At 63.8% G+C, this 23,515-nt stretch carries 23 protein-coding genes; 14 read left to right on the forward strand and 9 right to left on the reverse strand.

From position 1 onward, the window contains the following. Positions 1-29 precede the first annotated feature (29 nt). The 4 genes from E8Q40_RS02410 to E8Q40_RS02425 all read left to right on the forward strand — a co-directional run bounded on the left by E8Q40_RS02410 (position 30) and on the right by E8Q40_RS02425 (position 2,590). The gene (locus tag E8Q40_RS02410; protein WP_137042887.1) at positions 30-521 is read left to right on the forward strand and encodes a TRAP transporter small permease; all 492 of its coding nucleotides are present in this window, start codon (positions 30-32) and stop codon (positions 519-521) included. Then, positions 521-1,822, forward strand: a complete 1,302-nt coding sequence (locus E8Q40_RS02415) for a TRAP transporter large permease (RefSeq protein ID WP_137042888.1) — start codon at positions 521-523, stop codon at positions 1,820-1,822. The genes E8Q40_RS02410 and E8Q40_RS02415 overlap by 1 nt, the downstream gene beginning before the upstream one ends. Before the next feature lie 103 nt (positions 1,823-1,925). Beyond that, positions 1,926-2,330 carry a YccF domain-containing protein gene (locus E8Q40_RS02420; RefSeq protein ID WP_137042889.1) on the forward strand — a complete coding sequence of 135 codons (405 nt, stop codon included), beginning with the start codon at positions 1,926-1,928 and terminating at the stop codon, positions 2,328-2,330. Then, on the forward strand, positions 2,327-2,590 hold the full coding sequence (locus E8Q40_RS02425) for a hypothetical protein (RefSeq protein ID WP_137042890.1): 264 nt from the start codon (positions 2,327-2,329) through the stop codon (positions 2,588-2,590). The genes E8Q40_RS02420 and E8Q40_RS02425 overlap by 4 nt, the downstream gene beginning before the upstream one ends. Here E8Q40_RS02425 and E8Q40_RS02430 read toward each other — a convergent pair. The 3 genes from E8Q40_RS02430 to E8Q40_RS02440 form a co-directional block, all read right to left on the reverse strand. Then, the gene (locus E8Q40_RS02430; protein ID WP_137042891.1) at positions 2,502-2,843 is read right to left on the reverse strand and encodes a GIY-YIG nuclease family protein; all 342 of its coding nucleotides are present in this window, start codon (positions 2,841-2,843) and stop codon (positions 2,502-2,504) included. The two genes, E8Q40_RS02425 and E8Q40_RS02430, sit on opposite strands and share 89 nt — an antisense overlap. Positions 2,844-2,915: 72 nt before the next feature. Continuing rightward, entirely contained in the window at positions 2,916-4,427 is a 1,512-nt protein-coding gene (locus E8Q40_RS02435; RefSeq protein WP_370455224.1) for a L,D-transpeptidase family protein, read from the reverse strand. 170 nt (positions 4,428-4,597) lie between these two features. Next, on the reverse strand, positions 4,598-5,566 hold the full coding sequence (locus tag E8Q40_RS02440) for an acetyl-CoA carboxylase carboxyltransferase subunit alpha (RefSeq protein ID WP_137042892.1): 969 nt from the start codon (positions 5,564-5,566) through the stop codon (positions 4,598-4,600). Between the two features lie 255 nt (positions 5,567-5,821). On the opposite strand from E8Q40_RS02440, the gene E8Q40_RS02445 reads away from it, so the two are divergent. Together E8Q40_RS02445 and E8Q40_RS02450 are read left to right on the forward strand one after the other, a co-directional pair. Further along, a complete protein-coding gene (locus E8Q40_RS02445) occupies positions 5,822-7,051 on the forward strand; it encodes a GNAT family N-acetyltransferase (protein WP_137042893.1) in 1,230 nt (409 codons plus the stop codon). Next, a complete protein-coding gene (locus E8Q40_RS02450; RefSeq protein ID WP_137042894.1) occupies positions 7,048-8,004 on the forward strand; it encodes a cupin-like domain-containing protein in 957 nt (318 codons plus the stop codon). Before E8Q40_RS02445 ends, E8Q40_RS02450 begins: the two co-directional genes overlap by 4 nt. Before the next feature lie 98 nt (positions 8,005-8,102). Here the strand turns inward: E8Q40_RS02450 and E8Q40_RS02455 are convergent, their stop codons facing one another. Together E8Q40_RS02455 and E8Q40_RS02460 are read right to left on the reverse strand one after the other, a co-directional pair. Continuing rightward, on the reverse strand, positions 8,103-9,050 hold the full coding sequence (locus tag E8Q40_RS02455) for a site-specific tyrosine recombinase XerD (protein ID WP_137042895.1): 948 nt from the start codon (positions 9,048-9,050) through the stop codon (positions 8,103-8,105). Between the two features lie 11 nt (positions 9,051-9,061). Next, a complete protein-coding gene (locus E8Q40_RS02460) occupies positions 9,062-9,214 on the reverse strand; it encodes a histidine kinase (RefSeq protein ID WP_137042896.1) in 153 nt (50 codons plus the stop codon). A gap of 145 nt (positions 9,215-9,359) precedes the next feature. Between E8Q40_RS02460 and E8Q40_RS02465 the strand changes: the two genes are divergently transcribed. The 3 genes from E8Q40_RS02465 to E8Q40_RS02475 are packed head-to-tail and all read left to right on the forward strand — an operon-like array spanning position 9,360 to position 12,408. Next, positions 9,360-9,959 (forward strand): shikimate kinase, encoded by a 600-nt coding sequence (locus tag E8Q40_RS02465; protein ID WP_137042897.1) that lies wholly within the window; start codon positions 9,360-9,362, stop codon positions 9,957-9,959. Further along, entirely contained in the window at positions 9,956-11,089 is a 1,134-nt protein-coding gene (aroB, locus tag E8Q40_RS02470) for a 3-dehydroquinate synthase (protein WP_137042898.1), read from the forward strand. The genes E8Q40_RS02465 and aroB overlap by 4 nt, the downstream gene beginning before the upstream one ends. Then, positions 11,086-12,408 carry a hemolysin family protein gene (locus tag E8Q40_RS02475; RefSeq protein ID WP_137042899.1) on the forward strand — a complete coding sequence of 441 codons (1,323 nt, stop codon included), beginning with the start codon at positions 11,086-11,088 and terminating at the stop codon, positions 12,406-12,408. The genes aroB and E8Q40_RS02475 overlap by 4 nt, the downstream gene beginning before the upstream one ends. A 6-nt stretch (positions 12,409-12,414) precedes the next feature. Here the strand turns inward: E8Q40_RS02475 and E8Q40_RS02480 are convergent, their stop codons facing one another. Continuing rightward, positions 12,415-12,696, reverse strand: a complete 282-nt coding sequence (locus E8Q40_RS02480) for a BolA family transcriptional regulator (protein ID WP_168197720.1) — start codon at positions 12,694-12,696, stop codon at positions 12,415-12,417. Between the two features lie 117 nt (positions 12,697-12,813). Here E8Q40_RS02480 and E8Q40_RS02485 point away from each other — a divergent pair, with 117 nt between their 5' ends. The 4 genes from E8Q40_RS02485 (at position 12,814) to E8Q40_RS02500 (ending at position 17,825) form a co-directional block, all read left to right on the forward strand. After that, positions 12,814-13,413 carry a J domain-containing protein gene (locus E8Q40_RS02485; RefSeq protein WP_137042900.1) on the forward strand — a complete coding sequence of 200 codons (600 nt, stop codon included), beginning with the start codon at positions 12,814-12,816 and terminating at the stop codon, positions 13,411-13,413. Positions 13,414-13,585: 172 nt separating this feature from the next. After that, positions 13,586-14,572 (forward strand): cobaltochelatase subunit CobS, encoded by a 987-nt coding sequence (cobS, locus tag E8Q40_RS02490; RefSeq protein ID WP_137042901.1) that lies wholly within the window; start codon positions 13,586-13,588, stop codon positions 14,570-14,572. A gap of 123 nt (positions 14,573-14,695) precedes the next feature. After that, positions 14,696-16,600 (forward strand): cobaltochelatase subunit CobT, encoded by a 1,905-nt coding sequence (gene cobT, locus E8Q40_RS02495; protein WP_137042902.1) that lies wholly within the window; start codon positions 14,696-14,698, stop codon positions 16,598-16,600. Between the two features lie 136 nt (positions 16,601-16,736). Continuing rightward, positions 16,737-17,825, forward strand: a complete 1,089-nt coding sequence (locus tag E8Q40_RS02500; RefSeq protein WP_137042903.1) for an esterase-like activity of phytase family protein — start codon at positions 16,737-16,739, stop codon at positions 17,823-17,825. Positions 17,826-17,834: 9 nt separating this feature from the next. On the opposite strand, the gene E8Q40_RS02505 is transcribed toward E8Q40_RS02500, so the two are convergent. The 3 genes from E8Q40_RS02505 to rpmB form a co-directional block, all read right to left on the reverse strand. Further along, entirely contained in the window at positions 17,835-19,583 is a 1,749-nt protein-coding gene (locus tag E8Q40_RS02505; RefSeq protein WP_246662987.1) for an amidohydrolase, read from the reverse strand. A gap of 184 nt (positions 19,584-19,767) precedes the next feature. Then, positions 19,768-21,564, reverse strand: coding sequence for an amidohydrolase (locus E8Q40_RS02510; RefSeq protein WP_205995651.1), 1,797 nt, complete (start codon positions 21,562-21,564; stop codon positions 19,768-19,770). Between the two features lie 248 nt (positions 21,565-21,812). Continuing rightward, complete coding sequence (rpmB, locus tag E8Q40_RS02515; RefSeq protein WP_137042905.1) at positions 21,813-22,109, reverse strand: 50S ribosomal protein L28; 297 nt, start codon at positions 22,107-22,109, stop codon at positions 21,813-21,815. 331 nt (positions 22,110-22,440) lie between these two features. Here rpmB and E8Q40_RS02520 point away from each other — a divergent pair, with 331 nt between their 5' ends. Then, entirely contained in the window at positions 22,441-23,325 is an 885-nt protein-coding gene (locus E8Q40_RS02520; RefSeq protein WP_137042906.1) for a DUF3108 domain-containing protein, read from the forward strand. Positions 23,326-23,515 lie beyond the last annotated feature (190 nt).

A 23,515-nucleotide genomic window follows, 5' to 3' on the forward strand; every position in this document is an offset into this window, starting at 1 on the left:
GCGCCGATCTTCAACAGCTCGGGGCTGAGATGACATTCGAATCAGCGAGCGAGCGGGCTCTCCGTTTCGTCTCTTTCGCCGCGACGTTCATGTTCGTCGTCGGCGTGCTTCTTACCATGACCGATATCTTCCTGCGCAGCGTCTCGACGCTGACGGTCCAGGGCATGGTCGACATGATGCAGCTCTGCGTGCTGACCGGCGCCATGCTGGCCATTCCACACGCCTTCCTGTCCGATCAGCATGTTGCCATCGACCTTTTCGTTGAAAGAGCGCCGACCCGAGTGCAACTCGCCCTGCGCATCATTGCCGCACTGCTCGCAATCGCCTTTCTGTCCGGCGTGCTCTGGTTCTCCTATCAGCAGGCGTTGAATGAGGCGCATGACACCAGCCAGACCATCGGCATTCCCATGACGTGGTACTGGGCGCCGTTCCTGATCGGCATCGCACTGTCCGTGTTTGCGAATATCGTGCTGATGGTGCAGTTGTGGCGCCACGGCCTGCCGGCAAAGGCTGTCGAATAATGTCTCCTCCCATTATTGGCGCCATCGGCGTCTTCGCGCTTCTGGTTCTGATCGGGCTGCGCGTCCCGGTCGCGATCGCCATGGGCATCGTCGGCATCGTTGGCGGCGTCGCCATCAACGGCTGGACGAGTCTCGGTTTCGTCCTTGGCTCGCAGCCTTTCGTCACGGTCGTGCCGTATTCGCTGTCGGTCATTCCGCTGTTCGTGATGATGGGCGCCTTCGCTGCGCGTGCCGGATTGTCCGCCTCGCTCTATCAGGCGCTGCACGCTTTGATCGGTCACTGGCGTGGCGGCCTCGCCTCGGCGACGGTCGGCGCCTGCGCGCTGTTCGGCGCGGTCTGCGGATCGAGCCTAGCTACCGCGGCCACCATGGCCCGCGTCGCTATCCCGGAGATGCGCGCGCTCGGCTATGACGATCGGCTGTCGGCCGGCGTCGTCGCCGCCGGCGGCACGCTCGGCATCCTGATCCCGCCGAGCATCATCATGGTCATCTACGCGATCATGACCGAGCAATCGATCGGCCGCATGTTCCTGGCCGGCATGATTCCCGGCATCCTCGCCGCTGTTCTTTACGTCGTCGCGGTGACGATCGTCGTGACTCTTAGGCCGGCGATGGCGCCCCGCGCGCCACGGTCGAATGGAGCCGCGAAGCGCGCTGCGTTCGGACAGCTTGCACCGGTCGCTCTCCTTTTCGGCGCGGTGATGGGCAGTATCTATCTCAATGTTGCGTCTCCGACGGAAGCGGCCGCGGTCGGCGCCTTTGGCGCCGTGGTGCTCGCCGCGGCGCGACGCAAACTGACCTGGCAGGTGATGCGCGAGGCGCTTGTTGAAACGGCGCAAACCACCGCCGTCATTTTCCTCATTCTCGTCGGCACCTCGGTGCTGCAGTTCTTCATCGAGACGTCGACGCTGCCGACGCTGCTTCTGGAGCTGATCAACCGCTTCAACCTGCCGCCTTTCGGCGTCATCATGATCATCCTGCTGGTCTACATCATCCTTGGCTGTTTCCTTGACAGCCTGTCGATGATGCTGATCACGCTGCCAATCTTTTTCCCGCTGATCATCAAGCTCGGCTACGACCCGATCTGGTTCGGCGTGCTGGTGACCTCGGTGGTTGAGATCGGCCTCATCACGCCGCCGGTTGGCATGAACCTGTTCATTATCGCCTCCGTGACCGAAAAGCTGAAGTTCGAGGTCGCGGCGCAGGGTGTGCTGCCTTTCCTTGCCGCCGACTGCGTCAGACTATTGTTGCTCGCCAGCATACCCAGCCTGTCGCTGTTCCTGCCGCGGCTGCTGATGTAGCCGGGCAGCTTGCGCTTCGGACAGGGCAATAACAGCGCCTCTTTAAATGCCGCGTGCGCTCCCCTACATCCACCCCGGCGCGTAGGCGCACGGGAGGCTTGCCATGGGACCGATGTCGCTGCTGTTCAACCTGTTGTGGATCGTCTTCGGCGGCTTCTGGATGGCCGTCGGCTGGGCCATCGCGGCGGTGATCATGGCGATCACCATCATCGGCCTGCCGTGGACCAAGGCCGCTTTCACCATTGCCGCCTATACCTTACTGCCCTTCGGCCAGCGGGCGGTGTCGCGCGATGAATATTTCGGCCGTGAGGACGTCGGCACCGGAGCACTCGGCTTTGTCGGCAACATCGTCTGGTTCGTATTGGCCGGTTGGTGGCTGGCGCTGGGACACCTGCTGACGGCGCTGCTGCTGGCGATCACCATTATCGGCATTCCCTTTGCCTGGGCTCATCTCAAGCTCGCGGGCCTTGCGCTATGGCCGATTGGTAAGGTTATTGTGCCGGCATGAGCAAGAAGACGGAAGAACGCGCCGCGCGTCTCAATGCGCTGGCGGAAGAACGCGATCGGCTCGAAGCCGAGATAGAGACCATGATCGCCGACATGGCGGATCAACCCGAAGTGGCGCGCAAAACCGGCGCATGGGCCGCCGACGGCGCGTCGACCCAGCGCTATCTCGCGGTCACGGAGCGCCTGAGCGACGTGGAGCAGGAGATTGTAGACCTCGCCCGCGCGATGGCGGCTTCGGCTGATGAGGGGAAGCCGCATTAGCGGCGTCGATCCGCTTCGCCAGTTCCTTGCGGAAGGCGCGCTCGCGCTTGAGATGCCATTCCCGGCTCATGGCTTCGGCTTTGCTGGCGAAACACTCCGAATGCAGCAATTGCCAGGTGCGGCCGCGCGTCGTGCGCGCCCCCTTGCCGGCATTGTGCTGGGCCAGCCGCCGCTCGACATCGTTGGTCCAGCCGACATAAGTCAGCATGCGGCCGTTGCTGCGGCAGCCGAGGACGTAGACGTAGCAATCCATGATTCTCAGTCTCGCACCGTCGCTCCGGCATTCAAGCCGGGCGCGCGAGGATGCCACAACGCGAGCGTTTGATCAGCGAGCGCTACCGGACCAGCGCTGGTCGAACGAGCCGACCGGCATGACCGGCTGCGCGCCGGTGAGCGTGGAGCCGCTGTTCGCAGGCTGAGCCGAGAAGGCGGTGCGCAACTGCGGCGCCGGTTCGGCCGTGCTGGGCTCAGCCTGGGCGACGCGCGGCGAGGCGGGGGCCGGCGCAGCGGCGACGGCTTTCGGCTTCGCCGGCGGCGTTGTTGGGGCGCTGGCGGGCGCCGCATTGGCGGTCCGGGTCAGCGGGCGCGGGGCTGGGCGCGGCGCGGCTGCGGCAGTCGGCGGAGCCTGAACCTGCGCCGGAGCGGCGGCGGTGCTGGAATTGCCGAACAGATTGAGATTGCCGATCAGGCCGCCGATCGATCCCGATCTGGACGCTGCCTGGCTGGCGTTGGGCGCCGGCTGCGGCACTGGCACGCTGGCGAGCTGAATTTGGGGTTCGGGCTGGGCGTCGGGCGCACGCGGCACCGATACAACCGTCGCCGGAGCCGGCATGTTCTCGCCGCGCGGCAGCGAGCCCGGCGCGGTGGCGACCTGGATCGGGCGGCCCTTGCTGTCGTAACCGTCCTGCGTGCCCAGCTTCTCGGCGAATACCTGGTTCATGCCGCCGTCGATGCCGTGACGCGGCTTCGCCGTGGCGACGCCCTGCGCGATGTACTGCGCCATCTGGACCTGCTCTTTGCGCCGATGCTCAAGCACGGCGTCGGCGATGCTCTGGTCGAGTTGATAGGCCGGGCACTTGCCGGCAGCATTGAACTTCAGCGGCTTGTCGTCGGTCGCTGCCGGATCGAACACGTATTTCTTCTCGCAGACCGCGACCTTCGGCTCCTGCTTGCTGGCTTCGAAATTGTCGTAGCCTTCCTTGAGCATCTTCCAGAACGCGAAATGCGGGCTGTTGCGATGCCGGGCCATGTTCATCGCCGTCATGCGGAACGGGAAGGCCTGCAGCTGGAACGCCTTCTGGCCGCCGAAGAACGACTCGCGGGCCAGCGCGTAGATTTCCTGGATCTGCTCATCGGTCATCGCGTAGCAGCCGCGCGACGAGCAGTCGCCGTGCACCATCAGCTCCGAGCCGGTGTAGCCGTGCGACCGGTCATAGGCGTTCGGGAAGCCGGTGTTGAAGGCGAGGTAGTAGCTGGAGTTCGGGTTCATCTGACCCGGCGTGATCGTGTAGAAGCCCTCCGGCGCCTGGCGGTCGCCTTCCTTCTTCTTCGGGCCGAGATCGCCGGACCAGCGGCAGACCGGATAGCTCTTGAGCAACGCGTATTCGCCGTCGCGGGTCTGCTTCCAGACCTCGAGCTCGGATTCTTCCTTGAAGATGCGGACAAGGATCGGCGATTCCTTGTCCATGTTCTTGGAGGCAATTTCGGAAAGCATCTTTTCCGACAGCGGCGCCTGGGCGCGTCCATTCGGCACCATGTCGGCATTGCAGCCGGCAAGCGCGATCGCCGCCACGAGTGCAGCGGACGCCAACATGGCGCGGACGAAGCGAGACTTCAAAACTGGTACTCCCCGGGAGGACGAGCCCCTGTCAGGCTATCGTTATCCATAAGATATGGCATCTGCAAGGCAATCTCCGGCAGCCGGAGCGCCTGCTAACCCTATGGTAAATCTTGCCTAAAACGTGGTGGCGGGGCCGGGCAGCCCCGTTTCAGGCCCCCGAATCCGGCTTAACCGGCGGCTTTCGCCGGGAGCCGGCCGATGGCCAGGAATTTGTCGCGGCGGGCCTTGCGGACGGCATCCCGGCCGAGCCCGCTGAGTTCGGCGAAGGCGGCGGCGATGGCATCGCCCGCCGAGGCGATGGTCTCGCCCGGATCGCGATGGGCGCCGCCGGTCGGTTCGGCGATGATCCCATCGATGACGCCGAAGCGGATCATGTCCTGGGCGGTGATCTTCATGTTGGTGGCGGCGTCCTGCGCCTTGGACGAGTCGCGCCACAGGATCGAGGCGGCGCCTTCCGGCGAGATCACGCTGTAGATTGCGTGCTCGAGCATCAGCACCTTGTTGGCGGTGGCGAGCGCGATGGCACCGCCTGAGCCGCCTTCGCCGAGAATGACCGCGACATTGGGTACGCCGAGCGACAGGCAGACATCGGTCGAACGCGCGATCGCTTCGGCCTGGCCACGCTCTTCCGCGCCGATGCCGGGATAGGCGCCCGCAGTGTCGACCAGCGACAGCACCGGAATGCCGAAACGGTCGGCCATTTCCATCAGCCGCACCGCCTTGCGATAGCCTTCGGGGCGCGCCATGCCGAAATTGTGCTTGAGGCGGCTCTCGGTGTCGCTGCCCTTCTCGTGACCGAGAATGCAGACGCTGTCGCCGCGGAAGCGGCCGAAGCCGGCAATGATGGCAGCGTCGTCGCCGAACTTGCGATCGCCGGCGAGCGGCACGAAGTCCGTGATGAGGCCTTTGACGTAATCGAGACAATGCGGACGCTGCGGATGGCGCGCGACCTGTGTCTTCTGCCAGGGCGTAAGCTCGCCGTAGAGCTCCTTGAGTGCCTGCGCGGCCTTGCTCTCGAGGCGGCCGATCTCTTCGGTCACCGAAACGGCATTGTCGGTCGCCGCCATGGCGCGCAATTCCTCGACCTTGGCCTCGAGCTCGGCCACCGGTTTTTCAAAGTCGAGATAGCTGCGCATGAGGTCCGGGCGATGCTTCGCTGAAAGTCGGGAAACCGGCGGTCCGGTCGGTGGGCCAACTGACCCATAGTGGGGCGTTAGTCAAGCGACAGGGATAATGCCCTCTAAATCCTTAATGTTTCGCCGCGAATGCGGACCGCCCGGCTCACCGCTCTTTAACCGAGACCCGCCAATCCCCGACTTTCTGCGATCATTTTACAAAGGCTTTAACGGCGTACCGCGCACGGTCCCCACGCAGGGACGCGGGGGAGCGTTATGTCGGTCGTCGATACTCGTCACAACGTGCAAGGCTGGATTGCCGGCGCGCGCGCCGCGCTGGCACGTGATCGCGGTGCGTTCGGTGATTTGGCGCGTAGCGAGCAGGCGATCTCCGAAGTCGTCGATATTCTGGCTGTGCCAGAAGCGGCCTGGGCCGATCTTTCCGCGCGCGCGGTCGAGGCCAATGCTTTCTATCATCCGGCCTGGGCGCGCGCCGTGGCGCGGCATGTCAAAGGCCAGGTCGGCATGCGAGCGCTGCTCGCCTGGGATGGTCCGCGCAAGCGCCGCTTGATCGGGCTGATGCTGGTGGCTCCCGCCTGGAATTGCCTGCGCCTGCCGCTTCCCGTTTTCGTCGGCTGGTACGCTTACGCGCCGCTGACGACGCCGCTGCTCGATCGCGACCAACCGGATGACGCCGCGCATGCGCTGATGAAAGCCGCGCGCGAAGCCGGCGCGCAGGCATTGCTCCTGCCGGCGCTGGCGATGGATGGCGCGGTCGCTGCTGCGCTGCGCCGCGCGACCGAACCATTTGCTATCAGCCCTCGTGTCTTCAACGCGCATGAGCGCGCGCGCCTCGATGCGACGCAGGACATCGATGAGGCCTTGGCCGCACTCGGCGCCAAGAAGCTGAAAGAACTGCGCCGTCAGCGCAATCGTCTGGCCGATACCGGCGACGTTGAATACCGCGTTGCCGCGCCGGGTGCCGAGGCCGTAACCGCGCTTGAACAGTTCCTCGCGCTCGAGGCCGCCGGCTGGAAAGGCGCGGCCGGGACCGCGCTCGCCGCCAGGCAGGGCGACGTCGCTTTCATGAAAGAGGCCTTGCCGGCGATGGTGCGTGAGGGCGCCGCGCAGATCGTGACGCTGACGAGTGGCGACAAGGTGGTCGCCGCCGGCGTGCTGCTGCGCCATGCGGGCCGCGCCTATTTCTTCAAGATCGCCTATGATGAGGCTTTCGCCAAGATGTCGCCCGGCGTGCTGCTCACGCTCGACATCACGCGGGCGATGTGCGCCGACGCGGCGATCGACAGCGTCGATTCCAACGCCGTCGCCAACCATCCGATGATCGACCACATCTGGCGCGATCGTCAGCCGATCGCCGATCTGATGCTGCCGACGCAGGCCGGCGCTTCCGGTTTCAGGCTTCTCGCCGCTCTCATCGATGCGCGCCGCGCGCTGCGTGACGCTGCGCGCTCGCTTTATCACCGCCTTCGCAAGTTGAAAGGATGAATGCCATGACCGCCGCCGCTGCCGTCGTCGAACCGGCCGACCGCTCCGCTTTCGCCGCCAGTTTCCCGATGCAGCCGTTCTCGTTGCGTCACCAACTGGCCGGCAATCCGCTATTCACGCTGCCGAAGATCGTCGATCTGGTGCGCCACCTGCCGGCCGATTCCATCGAATATAATTCCGGCGACGCGGCTATCGGTCAGGACGCCAAGGAAACAAAATTCATCGATCTAGACCCGGAAGAGGTGGTGCGCAGCATCGAGACCGCGGGTGCCTGGATGGTGCTCAAGCGCGTCGAGCAGCACCCCGCCTATCGCGCCGTGATCGAGGATTGCCTCAACGCGCTCGCCCGCGCGCACGGCCACGCCGATCTCGAGGAGGCGGGCTTCGAGGACATCCGCGGCTTCATGTTCGTGTCGTCGCCGAACGCCACGACGCCGTTTCATGTCGATGCCGAGGACAATATTTTCGTACAGATTCACGGCGACAAGTTTTTCACCATCTGCGACAACCGCGACGGCTCGGTGGTCAGCGACGACGCTATCGAGCATTCGCTGACCAAGCACCGCAATGTGAGCTACAGCCCGGATTTCGAGAAGAAGTCGGTCTGCTATTCGCTAAAGGACGGCGACGGCGTGTTCGTGCCGTATCTCTGGCCGCACTGGGTGCGGACGGGCTCGCAGTATTCGATCTCGATGGCGGTGACGTGGAAGACCAAGGCGGTGATGCGCAAGAACGACGTGTTCGTCGTCAATTCTCTGCTGCGCCGTTTCGGCATGCCGCAGGCCGCGCCGGGGCGCAATCCGGCGCTCGACACCGTGAAGCTGGCAGTGTTCCGCTCGGTCAAGGCGGTGGTCGATCCGCTGCGCAAGAGCCTCGCCATGCGCGCGCTGATCCGCAAGCTCGTGCTTGGGCGGAACGCCAATTATTACTTGAAGACGAAGCAGGCGGCGTAAGCGGCCTCGTCGTGCGCTGTCATCGTCCGCGAAAGCGGACGATCCAGCTCTTACATTTCGAGAAGTGCTGGATCACCCGCTTTCGCGGGTGATGACGGCTACGAATCATCCCCCAGCGGATGCAGATCCCGCACCAGCGACTTCAATCGCTCTTCCAGCACATGGGTATAGATCTGCGTCGTCGAGATGTCGGCGTGGCCGAGCAAGGTCTGCACGATGCGCAGGTCGGCGCCGTTGTGCAGGAGATGGCTGGCGAAGGCGTGGCGCAGTACATGCGGCGATAGCTGCGACGGCGGGATGCCACAGGCCGCGCCGAGCGCCTTTAGCTCGCGGGCGAAATGCTGCCGCGTGATGTGGCCCTGCTCGCCGAAGGACGGAAACAGCCATTTCGATGGCGCTTCCTTCTTCGCTTCACCGCGCAGCGCGAGATATTCGCTCATCGCTCGTTTGGCGGCTGCGTTCAGCGGCACGAGCCGCTCCTTATTGCCTTTGCCGCGCACCACCAGCATCTGTTGCTGCGGCCGGGCCGCGGAGGCGGGGAGGGCGACGAGTTCGGAGACGCGCAGGCCGGTCGCATACACAACCTCGAGCAGGCAAAGGAGTCGCGCCGCGCGCAGGCGTGTCGCTTTCGGCTGCTCGGCATTTTCGGCATTGGCGCGCGCCTGCGTCAGCAGCGTATCGACCTCGGCGATGGATAGCACCTTGGGCAGCGTCTTGCCGCGCTTGGGCCCTTCCAGAACCGCGGCCGGATCGTCGCCCCGTTTTCCTTCGGCATAAAGAAAGCGATAGAGCTGCCGGGTCGCCGACAGCCGCCGCGCCAGCGACGAGGCGGCAAAGCCCCGCTCGTCGAGGCTCTTGAGGAAGCCGCGCAGGTCGTCGGTATCGGCTTGGGCGACCGACGTGCCGGCCGCGCGCAGATGCGACGACAGGTCGGCGAGGTCGTTGCGGTAGGCGGCCAAAGTGTTTTCACCGGCGCCGCGCTCGGCCGCCTGCATGTCGAGAAACAGCTCGATCAGGGCGTCATCAGTCTGGCGGGCTTTGGCCATCTGGCCCTTGCTCAGCGCGGCTGTTTGAAGAACTTGTCCTGCGGCACGGTGACGACCATTTCGCGCGGCTGCAGCTTGACGAAATTGGCGAGCGCGAAAATGCCGACATAGCCCAAAGCGGCGATCATCCCGACGATGACGAGGAATCGGAACAGGCTCGGCATGGCGCTACCCGGCTCGAATCAAGATTTTGACTTTACGCCCTACGACCACGGTTCCCACCCTCTGGCAACCCTTTCGCCGCCGAAGCAGTCGCGGTTCTGCAATAATTGTTATATGGAACCGTTACGCCGGTTCGGAAACCCTATCATGGTTAATACCACCGTCCAGAAAGCCGCCGAAGGCGCGCTCGATCCCGCCCTTCGGGCGGCGATCGTGGCCGCGCTCGGGTCGCGCTCGCTGGTGCTGGTCGGCATGATGGGAGCCGGCAAGTCGTCGGTGGGGCGCCGGCTGGCGACGCGGCTCGGGCTCAATTTCACCGACGCCGACACCGAGATCGAGACCGCGGCCGGCATGAGCATCCCGGAAATTTTCGCGCTCCATGGCGAGCCCTATTTCCGCGCCGGCGAGGCCCGCGTCATCGCCCGCCTGCTCGATCATGGCCCGCAGGTGCTGGCGACCGGGGGCGGGGCCGTGATGGACCCGCGCACGCGCGATCTCATCAACATCAAGGGCATCTCGATCTGGCTGAAGGCCGATCTCGATGTACTCACCAAGCGGACCAAGAAGCGCGGCACCGGCGACCGCCCGCTGGTCGACCGCCTCAAGGAGTTGCTGCCGCTGCGCGAGCCGGTCTATGCCATGTCCGACATCATCGTGCAGTCGCGCGACGAACCGCACGACGTGATCGTGGACGACATCATCGCGGCTCTGCCGAAACATCTCGAACTTCCGGAGCCGACGCGATGACCGCATCGCTGCGTCAGCCTGCAACAGAAACCATCGTGCCGGTCGCGCTCGGCAACCGCGCTTATGACATTGTCATCGGCCGCGACGCGATCAGGACTTTGGGCGAGCGCATCAAGGCGCTGCGGCCGGGCGCGCGCGTCGCCATCCTCACCGATGAGAACGTCGCGCGCGCGCATCTCGCGCGCGTCAAAGAAATTCTCAAGGCCAGCGGCATCGAGTCGACGCCGATCGTGGTCAAGCCGGGCGAGGGCTCCAAGAGCTACGCGACTTTCGAGACGGTGTGCGAAGCGATCATCGCCGCGCGCATCGAGCGCAACGATCTCGTGGTCGCGCTCGGCGGCGGCGTCATCGGCGACCTTGCCGGCTTTGCCGCGGCGAGTGTGCGGCGCGGCCTCGATTTCGTGCAGGTGCCGACCTCGCTGCTGGCGATGGTCGATTCATCGGTCGGCGGCAAGACCGGCATCAATTCGCCGCGGGGCAAGAATCTGATCGGCGCATTCCACCAGCCGATTCTGGTCATCGCCGACACGGCGATGCTCGACACGTTGCCGGCGCGCGAATTTCGCGCGGGCTATGCCGAGGTCGTCAAATACGGGCTGCTCGGCGACGCCGATTTCTTCGCCTGGCTGGAGGCGAACTGGCGCGAGGTCCATGGAGGTGGTGCCGCGCGCGAACACGCTATCGCCGTGTCGTGCCGCGCCAAGGCGGCTATCGTCGCGCGCGACGAACGCGAGACCGGCGACCGCGCGCTGCTCAATCTCGGCCACACCTTCGGCCACGCGTTCGAAGCCGGCGCCGGCTTCTCGCAGCGCCTGCTGCATGGCGAGGCGGTGGCGCTCGGCTGCGTACTGGCTTTCGAGTTTTCCGAGCAGCAGGGCCTGCTCGGCGGCAACAGCGTCGCCCGCGTGCGCGCGCATCTTGCCGACGCCGGCCTGCCGACCAAAATAAGCGACGTGCAAGGCGGCGTGCCGGACGTCGACCGGCTGATGGAGCTGATCGCGCAGGACAAGAAAGTGAAACGCGGTAGGCTCACCTTCATTCTGGTGCGCGGAGTCGGCCAGGCCTTTGTCGCCAACGATGTCGATCCCGGCGCCATTCGCGCCTTCCTCGACGAGAAACGCGGGTCATGAGCGCGACGCTGAATCTGCTGCTGGCATTTCTGCTGCTGGCCGCCAACGCCTTTTATGTTGCCGCCGAATTCGCGCTGGTGAAGAGCCGCGGCTTCCGCATCGACGCGATGGTGGAGGAGAACCGCTTCGGCGCGCGGCTGGTCAAGCACATCCTCGGCCATATCGAGGCCTATCTCGCCTGCTGTCAGCTCGGCATCACCATGGCCTCGCTCGGCCTCGGCTGGGTCGGTGAGCCGACGGTCGCGGCGCTGCTGACGCCGGTGCTCGAGCCGCTGGGCATGCCGGAGAAGGCGGTGCATTTCACGGCCTTCATCGTCGGCTTTCTCGTTTTCTCGTCGCTGCACATTGTCATCGGCGAGCAGGTGCCGAAGACCTTGGCGATCCGCGAACCGGAGCCGGTATCGCTCTGGGTCGCCTATCCGCTCTATGTCTCCTTCATCGCATTCTATCCGTTGAACTGGATGCTCAACTCGGTGTCGGCCTGGATCCTGCGCCTGCTTGGCGTCAAGGAGGCCTTGCCGCACGAGGTGCTGAGCGATGTCGAACTCGAAGGCCTGGTCGCGACCTCGGCCGAATACGGCAAGCTCGAAGAAGGCCAGGCGGAATACATCCAGAATGTGTTTCGCGTCGGCGAGCTCGAAGTGTCCGACGTCATGGTCCACCGCACCAACATGATCACGGTGGATGCCGACCAGAAGCCGGAGGACATCGTCAACACCGTGATCGCCTCGCCGGTGACGCGCCTGCCGCTATGGCGCGGCAATCCGGAGAACATCATCGGCATTCTGCATGTGAAGGACCTGCTGCGCGCGCTGCACGCCCTCGACGGCGATGCGGCCAAGGTCGACATTCCGGCGCTGCTGACCCAGCCCTGGTTTGTGCCGGAGACGCGGCCGGTGTCGGAACAGCTCAAGGCCTTTCGCCGGCGCAAGACGCCGTTCGCGCTGGTGGTCGACGAGTATGGCGAGGTCGAAGGCCTCGTTACGCTCGAGGACATTCTGGAAGAGATCGTCGGCGACATTACCGACGAGCACGACGTCGCCATTCCCGGCGTGCGACGTCAGCCGGACGGCTCCGCCAATGTCGATGGCGCGGTGCCGATCCGGGATCTCAATCGCGTGATGGGCTGGCAGTTACCGGACGAAGAAGCGACGACCATTGCCGGCCTTGTCATTCACGAGGCGCGCACCATTCCCGAAGTCGGCCAGACCTTCACCTTCCACGGCTTCCGTTTCAGGGTGCTGCGCCGCGCGCGCAATCGCATCACCGCGCTGCGCATCCAGCCGCTGCCGCGCGTGGCGGGGGCGAAGGAAAAGTAGCGCGCCTTACCGCGTTTCGCCCGGCGCCTGGGCGTGAATGGCGAGCGCGTGGACGCTGCCCTTTAACTCATCCGAAAGGATGGCATTGACCATGCGGTGCCGCTCCACGCGGGACTTGCCGGAGAAGGCCTCAGCCACGATATAAACCCTGAAATGAGTTTCGCCGCCCGGGCGGTGGCCGGCATGGCCTTCGTGCTGGTGGGACTCGTCCACCACTTTCAGGCTCTCCGGAACCAGGGCTTCGGTGAGCTTTTTTGTAATCAGGTCAGCGGTTCGCAATTTTTGCATGGGCATATCACGCAGTTAGGAAACTGCGCGGGCCCGGTCAATGCCCGTCGAATCGTCGGCGCCATACCCGTGTCAAGACTTGCGGCCATTGTTGGAATAAGCGCATAACGTCCGGTCATGAAAAACCCTTCCTCGATTTTCGACAGCATTCGCGTCAAGCCGGATAAGGATCGTCGTCTTAAGAACGACGGTCCCGCCTGCCAATGGCCGAATTGCAAGGAGAAGGCGACCAACAAGGCGCCGAAAGGGCCGAACTCGTCCGGCTACTGGCATTACTGCCTCAAGCACGCGCGTGATTATAATCAGAACTACAACTTCTTCGCCGGCATGGCCGACGACGCCGTGCTTGCCTACCAGAAGGACGCGCTCACCGGCCATCGTCCGACCTGGAAAATGGGCACCGGCAAGAAAAGCCGCGCCAAGCCCGGTCTTGGCGCGCTTGGCGGCGAGGGCGATCCCTTCGGTCTGTTCGGCGACGGCGCGCGCGCCGAGCAGAAGGCCAAGGCCGAAACCCGCGTTATTCGCAACGCCGAGCGCAAGGCGTTCGAGGCGCTCAGCCTCGAGGTCAGCGCCACCAAGGCCCAGGTGTCGGCCCGCTACAAGGACCTTGTGAAGCGCCACCATCCTGACGCCAATGGCGGCGACCGCAGCCACGAAGACCGCCTCATCGAGATCATCAACGCCTACAAGTACCTCAAGTCGGTCGGTATGGGCTGAGGCCCGTTCTCTGAACCGCTAACGCACTGAAATTATAAGGTATTCTAGCTATGCCGCGGGGCGCTTTCGTTGTCCCCCGGCTTTCTGGTAGCGTTGCGCCGTCTCAATCCCGAAATAGCCTCATCCCGGTGAGAAGTGCGGCCCCGTGCCGTTCCGGGGCCACGGAGAAGCAATGGCGACCGCAGTTCAAGAATCCCCCAATCTGCCCGATCTGAAGGTGTCGGTGCGGCAGGTTTTCGGCATCGACAGCGACATGGAAGTGCCGGCCTATTCCAAGACCGACGATCACGTCCCCGACGTCGATCCGGATTACCGTTTCGACCGTCCGACCACGCTGGCCATCCTCGCCGGCTTTGCGCGCAATCGCCGCGTCATTGTCACCGGCTATCACGGCACCGGCAAGTCGACGCATATCGAGCAGGTCGCGGCGCGGCTGAACTGGCCGATGGTGCGCGTCAACCTCGACAGCCATATCAGCCGTATCGACCTGATCGGCAAGGACGCCATCGTGCTCAAGGACGGCCAGCAGGTCACGGAGTTCCGCGACGGCATTCTGCCCTGGGCTTACCAGAACAACGTCGCGCTGTGCTTCGACGAATACGACGCTGGCCGTCCGGACGTGATGTTCGTCATTCAGCGCGTGCTGGAATCGTCTGGCCGCCTGACGCTGCTCGACCAGAGCCGCGTGATCAAGCCGCACCCTGCATTCAGATTGTTCGCTACGGCCAACACCATCGGCCTCGGCGACACCTCGGGCCTGTATCACGGCACGCAGCAGATCAACCAGGCGCAGATGGACCGCTGGAACCTGGTGACGACGCTGAACTATCTGCCGCACGACAACGAGGTCGAGATCATTCTCGCCAAGGCCAAGCACTATCAGAACGAGAAGGGGCGCGACATCGTCAGCAAGATGGTGCGCGTCGCAGACCTCACGCGCAACGCCTTCATGAACGGCGACCTCTCGACCGTCATGAGCCCGCGTACGGTGATCACCTGGGCGGAAAACGCCGATATCTTCAAGGATGTCGGCTTCGCGTTCCGGCTCACCTTCCTCAACAAGTGCGACGAGCTCGAGCGTCCGATCGTCGCCGAGTTCTATCAGCGCTGCTTCGGCGTCGAACTGCCGGAGAGCTCGGTGAACGTGGCGTTGTCGTAACGGTTGTCGTCCCCGCGAAGGCGGGGACCCATAACCCCTGTGTTGCGATTGAGCCGAGACGTCAGTGAGTATGGGTTCCGGACTCGCCGCTAAGAAGCGGCGCTCCGGAACGACGGAAATAAAATGGCCTCCAACATCAAGATCAACAAGCCGTCGTCCAAGGAATCGCCGACCGAGCCGTTCAAGCGCTCGGTGGCGAGCGCGCTGCGTGCCATCGCGCGCAAGCCGGACCTGGAGATCACTTATGCCGCCGAACGGCCTGGCCTCCTCGGCGGCAAGGCGCGGCTGCCGGAACCGGCGCGCAAATTGACGCGCGGCGAAGCCGCGATCGTGCGCGGCAATGCCGACTCCATTGCGCTCAAGCTTGCCTGTCACGACGCCGCCATTCATCGCCGCGGCCTGCCCGAGGGCCAGCAGGCCAGAGCGGTGTTCGAGGCGGTCGAGCAGGCCCGTGTCGAATCGATCGGCGCGCGGCGCATGGCCGGTGTGGCGCAGAACATCACCGCCATGCTCGACGACCGTTACGCCCGCGGCAAGTTCGAGCAGGTGTCGCAGCGCGCCGACGCGCCGATCGAGGAAGCGCTGGCGCTCATGGTGCGGGAGCGTCTCACGGGTCTCGCGCCGCCGGCCGCGGCGAAGAACCTCGTCGAGCTGTGGCGGCCGCTGATCGAGGAACGCGCCGGCGAGGACCTCGACCGGCTTGAAGACATCATCGAGGACCAACGCCAGTTCTCCGACGTCATTCACGATCTGCTCGACGCGCTCGAGATGGGCGACGACCGTTCCTCCGACAACGAAGAGGATGACGAGGACGGCGAGGAAGAGCAGAAGAATCAGGAATCCGGCGACGACGGCGAAGCCGCCGAATCCGACGACCAACAGAGCATGTCGTCGGAAGACACGCAGATGTCGACCGAAGACATGCCCGACGACGCGGCGGAAGCCGCCGAGGCACCGACATCCGACATGGCCGACGACTCGGAACTCGGCGATGCCGAAACACCGGGCGAACCGCAGCGACCGCGCCAGTACGGCCAGAACGAGCCGCGCGGGCCGGACTATCGCGCCTTCACCATGAAGTTCGACGAAACTATTGCCGCCGAAGACCTGTGCGAGCCGGAAGAGCTCGATCGGTTGCGCGGCTATCTAGACAAGCAGCTCTCGGCGCTGCAGGGCGTTGTCGCGCGTCTCGCCAACCGCTTGCAGCGCCGCCTGATGGCGCAGCAGAATCGCTCCTGGGACTTCGACCTCGAGGAAGGCATTCTTGATCCGGCGCGCCTCACCCGCGTCATCATGGACCCGATGCACGCTCTGTCCTTCAAGTGGGAGAAGGACACCGAATTCCGCGACACCGTGGTGACGCTGCTGCTCGACAATTCGGGCTCCATGCGCGGCCGGCCAATTACGGTCGCCGCCACCTGCGCCGATATTCTGGCGCGCACGCTGGAGCGCTGCGGCGTCAAGGTCGAGATTCTCGGCTTCACGACGCGCGCCTGGAAGGGCGGGCAATCGCGCGAGCACTGGCTGTCGGCCGGCAAGCCGGCCAATCCCGGCCGCCTCAACGACCTGCGCCACATCATCTACAAATCGGCCGACGCGCCATGGCGGCGCGCGCGCAAGAATCTCGGCCTGATGATGCGCGAGGGCCTGCTCAAGGAGAACATCGACGGCGAGGCGTTGGACTGGGCCCATAAGCGATTGTTGGCTCGACCCGAGCAGCGCAAGATCCTGATGATGATCTCCGACGGTGCGCCCGTCGACGACTCCACGCTGTCGGTCAATCCCGGCAATTACCTCGAACGGCATCTGCGCTGGGTCATCGAGGATATCGAGACCCGGTCGCCGGTCGAACTCATCGCCATCGGCATCGGCCACGACGTCACGCGCTACTATCGCCGCGCCGTCACCATCGTCGATGCGGAGGAGCTCGGCGGTGCCATGACCGAGAAACTGGCGGAGCTGTTCGCCGAGGGCGCATCGCCCGCGCCGGAGCCACGCGTCCGTCGGCCGCGCAAGCGGGTGGCGTGAGGTACGATACGCTTGCGTAGCCACATAACTCCGTTCGTCCCCGCGAAAGCGGGGACCCAGTTCTAAATCACGTTTACGTAGAAATAAGATAGGTCCCCGCTTTCGCGGGGACGAACGGAGATTGGGTTCGACGCCAATGCGATACGTTAGCCGCCGTATCGTCGTTGTCGTTGTGGCTCTGGCCGCGATCGGCACCTTCGCTTTGGCGCAGAACCTGCGCTATGCGGACGCTCCCGAAAAGGTCGAAATCCGCGCGCTGCCGATTGTCTCCTTCGACAATCGCGACCCGACGCGCGTGCGCTTCGGCGCGCTTGAATTCCGCGGCGGCCTCGAACTGACGTCGAAGGCTTCCGTCTTCGGCGGTCTCTCCGGCCTCGTCATGTCGGACAACGATCATCTCATCGCCGTTACCGACAACGGTTCGTGGCTGAAGGCGCGTCTCGTCTATCGTGACGGCAGGCTCGACGGCCTGGCCGATGCCGAGATGGCGCCGCTGATCGGCGAGAACGGCAAACCGCTCGCCGCGCAGGGCGCCTATGACGCTGAGTCGCTGACGCGTATCGGTGGCGATTACTTTGTCGGTTTTGAACGCGTCGAGCGTATCGTGCGCTTTGCCTATGGCAGAGACGACTTGAACGCGCGTGGCGAGGACATTCGCGTACCTGGCGATTTCAAGAGCTTCAAGAAAAACGCCAGCCTCGAATGCCTGGCCTCGCCCCCGGCGGGTCAGCCTCACGCCGGCAAGCTCATCGCCATCACCGAACGCAGCCTCGATGCGGCCGGGAATCATCGCGCCTTCGTGCTCGATCCGACCGGACCGTTTCCAGGCGAAGTGGCAACCGGTTCGCCGTCCGGAAACGCGACCAAACAAAAACATGGCGATTCCGGCGTGGTCCGCTTCACGCTCAAACGCAGCGACGATTTCGACGTGACCGATTGCACGTATCTGGCGTCCGGCGATCTGCTCGTTCTGGAACGGCGCTTCTCGCCGGCCCGCGGCGCTGCCATGCGTATCCGCAAGCTGCCGCTTTCAGCCATCAGGGAAGGCGCCGTGCTCGACAGTCCGACGCTGATCGAGGCGGATCTTGGCTATCAGATCGACAATATGGAAGGCATCGCGGTTACGCAGAACGCCGCCGGTGAGACCATCGTCACGCTGGTTTCCGACGACAATTTCTCGGCGGTCCAGCGCAATCTGATCCTGCAATTCGCACTGGTGGAGTAGCCGAGGCGCTTAATTCACCGGCAGGACGCGTCCTTCCTGGACGGTCGCAACGACGGCAATGTCCTTGATCTTCGCCGGATCGACGGTCAGCGGATTGTCGGCGAGCACCGTGAGGTTGGCGAGCTTGCCCGGCGTAATGCTTCCGATGTTGTTCTCCAACTGCAGCGAATAGGCCGCGTCGATTGTGACCGCCTTGAGCGCCGACAGCGCGCTGATGCGTTGTTCGGGGGCGGCGACGCGTCCGGATGTGGTGACGCGGTTTACCGCGCAGTGCATCAGAAACAGCGGTTGGCCGGGCGCCATCGGCATGTCGGAATGCAGCGAGTATGAAATGCCCGCGCGTTCGACGTCGCCCAGACGCGCCAGGTTGTCGGCCCGCTCCGGTCCGAGGCCCTGCTTGCCGTAGATGTCCGCCAGCGCCGTGACATAATAAGGATTGCCGCTGACGATAGCTCCGAGTTGTTTGATACGCGCGACCTGATCCTTTTGCGCGACGCCGAAGTGAGCGATCACCGTGCGGTGATCGTAGCGCGGATGCCGGCGCATGTTTGCTTCAATATTGTCGAGGATCATGTCGACCCCGGCGTCCCCGGTCACGTGGATATGGATCTGATAGTCCGCGTTCCAGAATATCTGAAACGCCTTGGCGAAGACCGCTGGATCCATGATCCATTCGCCATGATGGCCGTCGAGATAGGGGTCGCGCAGCTGCATCAACTGGGAATAGACAGCGCCGTCGGCGAAAAGCTTGATTTGCTTCGGCACCATGACCGTCATGCCGCTGCCCCAGCTCAGTGTCTTTTCCGCTTCGCTGACCGCGCTGTCGGGGAACATCGCGTAGATCGATTTGCCGTCCGGAATGAAATAGAAGCGGAACGGTGTTTCCGGCCGGGACAGGACCGTGTTGACGGCATCCTGCAATTGCTTCGAGTAGATTCCGCCGGGCTCGCAGCCGACGGTCACGCCATTGGCATGATAGTATCGCGCCATGAATTCGAGGCCGCGCCGCAGCCGGTCGGGCGTGGCGATGGCGGGAAGCAGTTTCGGGGCCGAGGCAAACAGACCCTGTTCCCAGAAGTGCCCTTCCTGGAAGTTCACCTGTTCCTTGGCGCTTGCGGGCAGGCTTGAGACGAAGGCGGCGTCGATGCCGAAAGTCTCGAGCGCTTTGGTGTTGACGATCAACTCGTGGCACGAGCGGTGCCAGACGATGAGCGGCCGTGTGCGGCTGATATTGTCGAGATCCGAGCGGGTCAGTTTACCGTGGAAAATGTGGTGATAGCCCCAGGTCACCAGAGTCTCGCCCGGGTCTTTCAGCCTGGCGTTCGCTTCGATAAGCCGCTTGCGATACTCATCGGCATTTTTTGCGGCCGGCACAGTGCCGGAAGGCAACACCCAGTCCTCGATGGCGATGATTTCCGCGGTCATCGTCAAGGCGGTCAGGAAAGGATGATCGTGCTGGGCCACGAAGCCGGGCACGATCACCTTGTCGGCGAATGTCTCGTCGATGGCGAACGGCTGGTTGCCCGCTTTCGCTTTTAAGTCGTCCACGGAGCCGACTGCGACGATGCGGTCGTCGATCACCGCGACCGCAGTGGCCGTGGGCCTCGCGGGATCGAGGGTGACGATTTCCTTCGCGCGAAATATCGTCGCTCGCGGCAGATTTTTCCTGAGCTGAGCGGCCATGTCCTGAAGCGACACCGTCTCGGCGATAGCGCTACCGGGACGAACCGCCTCGCAAGCCATGACGCTTGCTGTCACCGCGGCGGCGGACTTCAGAATATGTCGGCGGGACGGAAAAAAAGAACGACGCAGCGCTTCGGCGAAAGCTGGATTGCAGGTGAGGCACATGTTGTGACCCTTCGCTCAATGTGAATGCGGGCACCGTTACGCGCCGTCTTCCGCTGACGATCGAGGCTAGGTCTTAAACGGCCGTCAGTGGCGATCAGGCGCGCTTGTGGACGGTAGTGCCCTCCTTGATCGTCTCTTCGATCGCGATCGCCGACAATTTTTCCGGGGCGATGGTCAGGGGATTGTCGGAAAGGATGACGAAATCGGCGAGCTTGCCGGTTTCGATCGAGCCTTTACTGGCTTCCTCGAAGTGCTGATAGGCCGACCACAAGGTCATCGCCTTGAGCGCCACCGGCACACTGACGCGTTGATCCGGACCGAGGATGAATCGGCTGCGGGTCACGCGCGTCACCGTCGCCGACAAGACCCGCATGGAATCCGGCTTGGCGACCGGAGCGTCATGGTGCGACGTGAACATCATGCCGCGGCGCAACGCCGAGCCGCATGGCGAGATGCGCGCGGCGCGTTCCGGCCCGAGCACGGAGGTGCGGTGCCAGTCGCCCCAGTAGAAGGTGTGCATGGGAAATAGCGACGGGAAGATGCCGAGCTCCTTGGCCTGATCGAGCTGGTCTTCGCGGCAGGTCATGCCGTGGACCATGACGGCGCGCCGGTCGGCCTTGCCGTACTTCGCGGTCGCCTTGCTGATGGCGCTCATCAAGGCGTCGATCGCGGCGTCGCCATTGGTATGGGTGAGGATCTGCCAGCCTTTGCTGAAAGCAATGTCGACGGCATTGACCGTCTGTTCGGGCGTGATGGCCGGATAGCCGACGTAGCTGGCATCCCTGCCGGCAGGCGGCACGAAATAGGGCTTGGTCAGCCAGGCGGTCTTGCCTTGCGGTGAGCCGTCGATCGTGAGCTTGGCGCCGCCGATGCGATAGCGATTGCGGTACTGCCGCGACGGCTGGATGGCGTCCATCGAGTCGATGATATCCGGGTAACACACGACATCGATCGGCAGGATGTTCATATCCGCCGCCTTGCTCAGCATGGCGGCGGTCGCCTTCATCGCACGACCTTCCTGCGCGGTGGTGTATCCGAAGCTGGCGTAAGACTTCGTGCCGGCCTTGATCATCGCCAGATAGGCATCTTGGTCGAAGTTCGACGCCAGCATGCCGATGACCTGGAAGAAGGCGTATTCCTCGCACACCCCGTTCGGTTCCTGGCTGCCGGCGCGGCGCCGGAACACACCGCCTTTGGGGTCCTTGGTCGCGGCGGAGATCTTCGCGACTTCCAGCGTCTTGCTGTTGGCGACGCCGAGATGCCCGGACTGATGAACGAGAATGATCGGAATGTCTTTCGACACGGCATCGAGATCGTCGCGCGTCGGATGCCGCTGCTCCTTGAGCTGGGAGTCGTCGTAGCCGAAACCGACCGCGAGCTTGTAGCGCTCGATCACGCGCCCGTTCTTGCCGATCCATTCTTTCATCAGGCGCTGAATGGAGGCGATGTCCTGGCCTTCGCCGTCGGGCGGCGGCAGCAGGTTCGCAGACAAGGCCTGCAAGCCGACCATGACGACATGGCCATGGGGATCGAAGAAACCGGGCAGCAAGGTGCGGCCCTTGAGATCGACGACTTCCGCGGCTCCCTGTGTCTGCCTGTCGATTTGCGAGCGCGCGCCAACGGCGGCAATGCGTCCGTTACGGACCAGCACCGCCTCGGCGCTGGGCTGGCGGTCATCCATGGTGATGATCGGGCCGCCGGTAAAAATCTTGTCGCCGGCGGTTTGCGCGAAGACTTCCGAGCAGGAAAAATCAGCAGCGGCGAAGCCGGCGCTTAACGCCGCGGCGCCGGCGCTTTGCATGAAGCCACGCCGGTTGACAGTGACGCCGGCGAAAATCGCCTCTCCCATCGCGCAGGCAATGCACATCTCGACGCCCTCTGATCGAATCAATATGCGCTTTCAACCAGGAGGGCTATCTGATCTAAATTCGCGGCACTAACGGCAATGACATAAGTCAATCGCCGGTAAGGCGCGGCGAATTTTAAATGAAGTGGAGAGGTAGCCCCGTCCCCGTGTGGAGGGTTGCCACATCACGGCGCCATGTACTGACGTGACGATGTTATCGTGCCGTGTTTGCGACAATAAAAAACGCCGCCCGAGAGGGCGGCGTTTTCGAATTCGTACTATTCGTAGAGAAATCAGCTCGCTTTCGCGGCAGCGCTCTTCTTCACGATCTGGCGCTTGAGCGCCAACATGTTTGGCGCGAGGTCTGCGTCCTTGGCCTTGAGCAGGAAGGCATCGAAGCCGCCGCGGTGATCGACGGTGCGCAGCGCGTTGGTCGAGATGCGGGCGCGCACGGTGCGGCCGAGGATCTCCGAGGTCAGCGAGACGCTCTGCAGGTTCGGCATGAAGCGCCGCTTGGTCTTGATGTTCGAGTGGCTCACCTTGTGGCCCGAGAGCGGCTTCTTGCCGGTCAGATCGCAACGCCAGGACATGGCATCATCCTTCGCAAATGGTGCGTCGCTTGATAAGCGCCGCGGGAATTGTGGTCGCCCTGCAAAAGGCCGGCCTGCACGTGCTGTTTGGCTCGCGCCGGTCCGTTCCGAAAATGTGGGCTTGGACGGCAGGACGTATAAAGAGCCGTGGCTTGGGCGTCAAGTTGGGGATTTGACCTTAGTTTCTGCCATTTTTGGGCTTTTCGGCGGCTGACTGGCGTAAATTAACCGCGGCGCGACCGGTACCAAACATTTGGCGCAATGCGCGCCGACCAATTGCGCCATCAGGAAGGAATGTCCGGTGCTCAAGGTCCGGGAAGCGAGGCGACGGATGACGCTGGCAGCGCCTGTGGCGGCGCTGTGCGCGGCGTTCGCGCCCGGGGACGCAGGGGCACAGGCCCGGCTCGACGCGCGCTATACGGCCTCGCTGGCCGGCCTGCCCATCGGCGAGGGCACCTGGCAGATCGTGATCGGAGAGGGCGATTATTCGGCCACGGCCAAGGGCTCGACGACCGGCCTGATGAAAGCCTTCACCGGCGGTTATGGCCATACCATCACCCAGGGCACGCTACAGGCCGGTAAGCCGGTTCTGTCCAGTTACACGGCCAGCATCCAGTCCTACAAAAAAGGCAATGAAGTAAGCCTAAAAGTGGATGGCGGCGCCGTCAAAGACCTGAAGCTCGATCCTCCCGCTGAAACGGAGCCGGAGCGTGTCCCGGTGACCGAGGCCAGCAAGAGCGGCGTGCTCGATCCGATGACGGCGACCTTGGTGCGGATGACGGGCAATGGCGACGTCATGTCGCCGGAGGCCTGCCAGCGTAAATTGCCGGTGTTCGACGGGCGCCTGCGCTACGACCTCAATCTGGCCTTCAAGCGTATGGATCAGGTCAAGGCGGACAAGGGCTATGCCGGGCCGGTCGTGGTGTGCAGCGTCATCTTCACCCCGGTCGCCGGCTACATCCCCACCCGTGCGGCGATCAAATACCTCCAGGAACAGCGCAACATCGAGATCTGGCTGGCGCCGATCGGCGGCACGCGTGTGCTGGTGCCGTTCCGGATCGAGGGCCCGACGCCGGTCGGCCGCGCGGCTTTGGAAGCCGACGAGTTTGTCGTGACCGCGTTGCCGCCCAAGGAGCCGATCAAGGCCTCGATCAAGCCCAAAGAAAAAGACAAGCCGACCAAGGCGGCGGCGAGCGAGACCAAACCGACGCCGTGATGTCGAATCCGGCTTGACTCGGCGCGCGAGGGCCGACTCGCCGGCGCGTTAATAAATCCCGGCCGAAAAAGCTCAATGAATCTGTTCCTCGCCACAGGATGTGGTGGCAAAGGATGAATCCGTTCCCACATATCGCCGTGAACGAATCCGAAGTGGTGCTGAGTCACTGATTCGCCCCTGCTTCGTTCCA

This window comes from Pseudolabrys sp. FHR47, assembly GCF_005153485.1.
GTDB lineage: Bacteria > Pseudomonadota > Alphaproteobacteria > Rhizobiales > Xanthobacteraceae > Pseudolabrys.

What these genes read in the sequence shown, in the direction of transcription:
- E8Q40_RS02475 (WP_137042899.1), top strand. Translation starts at nt 11,086, where the DNA reads ATGAGCGCGACGCTGAATCTGCTGCTGGCATTTCTGCTGCTGGCCGCC.
- rpmB (WP_137042905.1), bottom strand. Translation starts at nt 22,109, where the DNA reads ATGTCCTGGCGTTGCGATCTGACCGGCAAGAAGCCGCTCTCGGGCCAC.
- E8Q40_RS02500 (WP_137042903.1), top strand. Translation starts at nt 16,737, where the DNA reads ATGCGATACGTTAGCCGCCGTATCGTCGTTGTCGTTGTGGCTCTGGCC.
- E8Q40_RS02430 (WP_137042891.1), bottom strand. Translation starts at nt 2,843, where the DNA reads ATGGATTGCTACGTCTACGTCCTCGGCTGCCGCAGCAACGGCCGCATG.
- E8Q40_RS02440 (WP_137042892.1), bottom strand. Translation starts at nt 5,566, where the DNA reads ATGCGCAGCTATCTCGACTTTGAAAAACCGGTGGCCGAGCTCGAGGCC.
- cobS (WP_137042901.1), top strand. Translation starts at nt 13,586, where the DNA reads ATGGCGACCGCAGTTCAAGAATCCCCCAATCTGCCCGATCTGAAGGTG.
- E8Q40_RS02480 (WP_168197720.1), bottom strand. Translation starts at nt 12,696, where the DNA reads ATGCAAAAATTGCGAACCGCTGACCTGATTACAAAAAAGCTCACCGAA.
- E8Q40_RS02410 (WP_137042887.1), top strand. Translation starts at nt 30, where the DNA reads ATGACATTCGAATCAGCGAGCGAGCGGGCTCTCCGTTTCGTCTCTTTC.
- aroB (WP_137042898.1), top strand. Translation starts at nt 9,956, where the DNA reads ATGACCGCATCGCTGCGTCAGCCTGCAACAGAAACCATCGTGCCGGTC.
- cobT (WP_137042902.1), top strand. Translation starts at nt 14,696, where the DNA reads ATGGCCTCCAACATCAAGATCAACAAGCCGTCGTCCAAGGAATCGCCG.
- E8Q40_RS02415 (WP_137042888.1), top strand. Translation starts at nt 521, where the DNA reads ATGTCTCCTCCCATTATTGGCGCCATCGGCGTCTTCGCGCTTCTGGTT.
- E8Q40_RS02455 (WP_137042895.1), bottom strand. Translation starts at nt 9,050, where the DNA reads ATGGCCAAAGCCCGCCAGACTGATGACGCCCTGATCGAGCTGTTTCTC.
- E8Q40_RS02450 (WP_137042894.1), top strand. Translation starts at nt 7,048, where the DNA reads ATGAATGCCATGACCGCCGCCGCTGCCGTCGTCGAACCGGCCGACCGC.
- E8Q40_RS02445 (WP_137042893.1), top strand. Translation starts at nt 5,822, where the DNA reads ATGTCGGTCGTCGATACTCGTCACAACGTGCAAGGCTGGATTGCCGGC.
- E8Q40_RS02460 (WP_137042896.1), bottom strand. Translation starts at nt 9,214, where the DNA reads ATGCCGAGCCTGTTCCGATTCCTCGTCATCGTCGGGATGATCGCCGCT.
- E8Q40_RS02485 (WP_137042900.1), top strand. Translation starts at nt 12,814, where the DNA reads ATGAAAAACCCTTCCTCGATTTTCGACAGCATTCGCGTCAAGCCGGAT.
- E8Q40_RS02425 (WP_137042890.1), top strand. Translation starts at nt 2,327, where the DNA reads ATGAGCAAGAAGACGGAAGAACGCGCCGCGCGTCTCAATGCGCTGGCG.
- E8Q40_RS02420 (WP_137042889.1), top strand. Translation starts at nt 1,926, where the DNA reads ATGGGACCGATGTCGCTGCTGTTCAACCTGTTGTGGATCGTCTTCGGC.
- E8Q40_RS02520 (WP_137042906.1), top strand. Translation starts at nt 22,441, where the DNA reads ATGACGCTGGCAGCGCCTGTGGCGGCGCTGTGCGCGGCGTTCGCGCCC.
- E8Q40_RS02465 (WP_137042897.1), top strand. Translation starts at nt 9,360, where the DNA reads ATGGTTAATACCACCGTCCAGAAAGCCGCCGAAGGCGCGCTCGATCCC.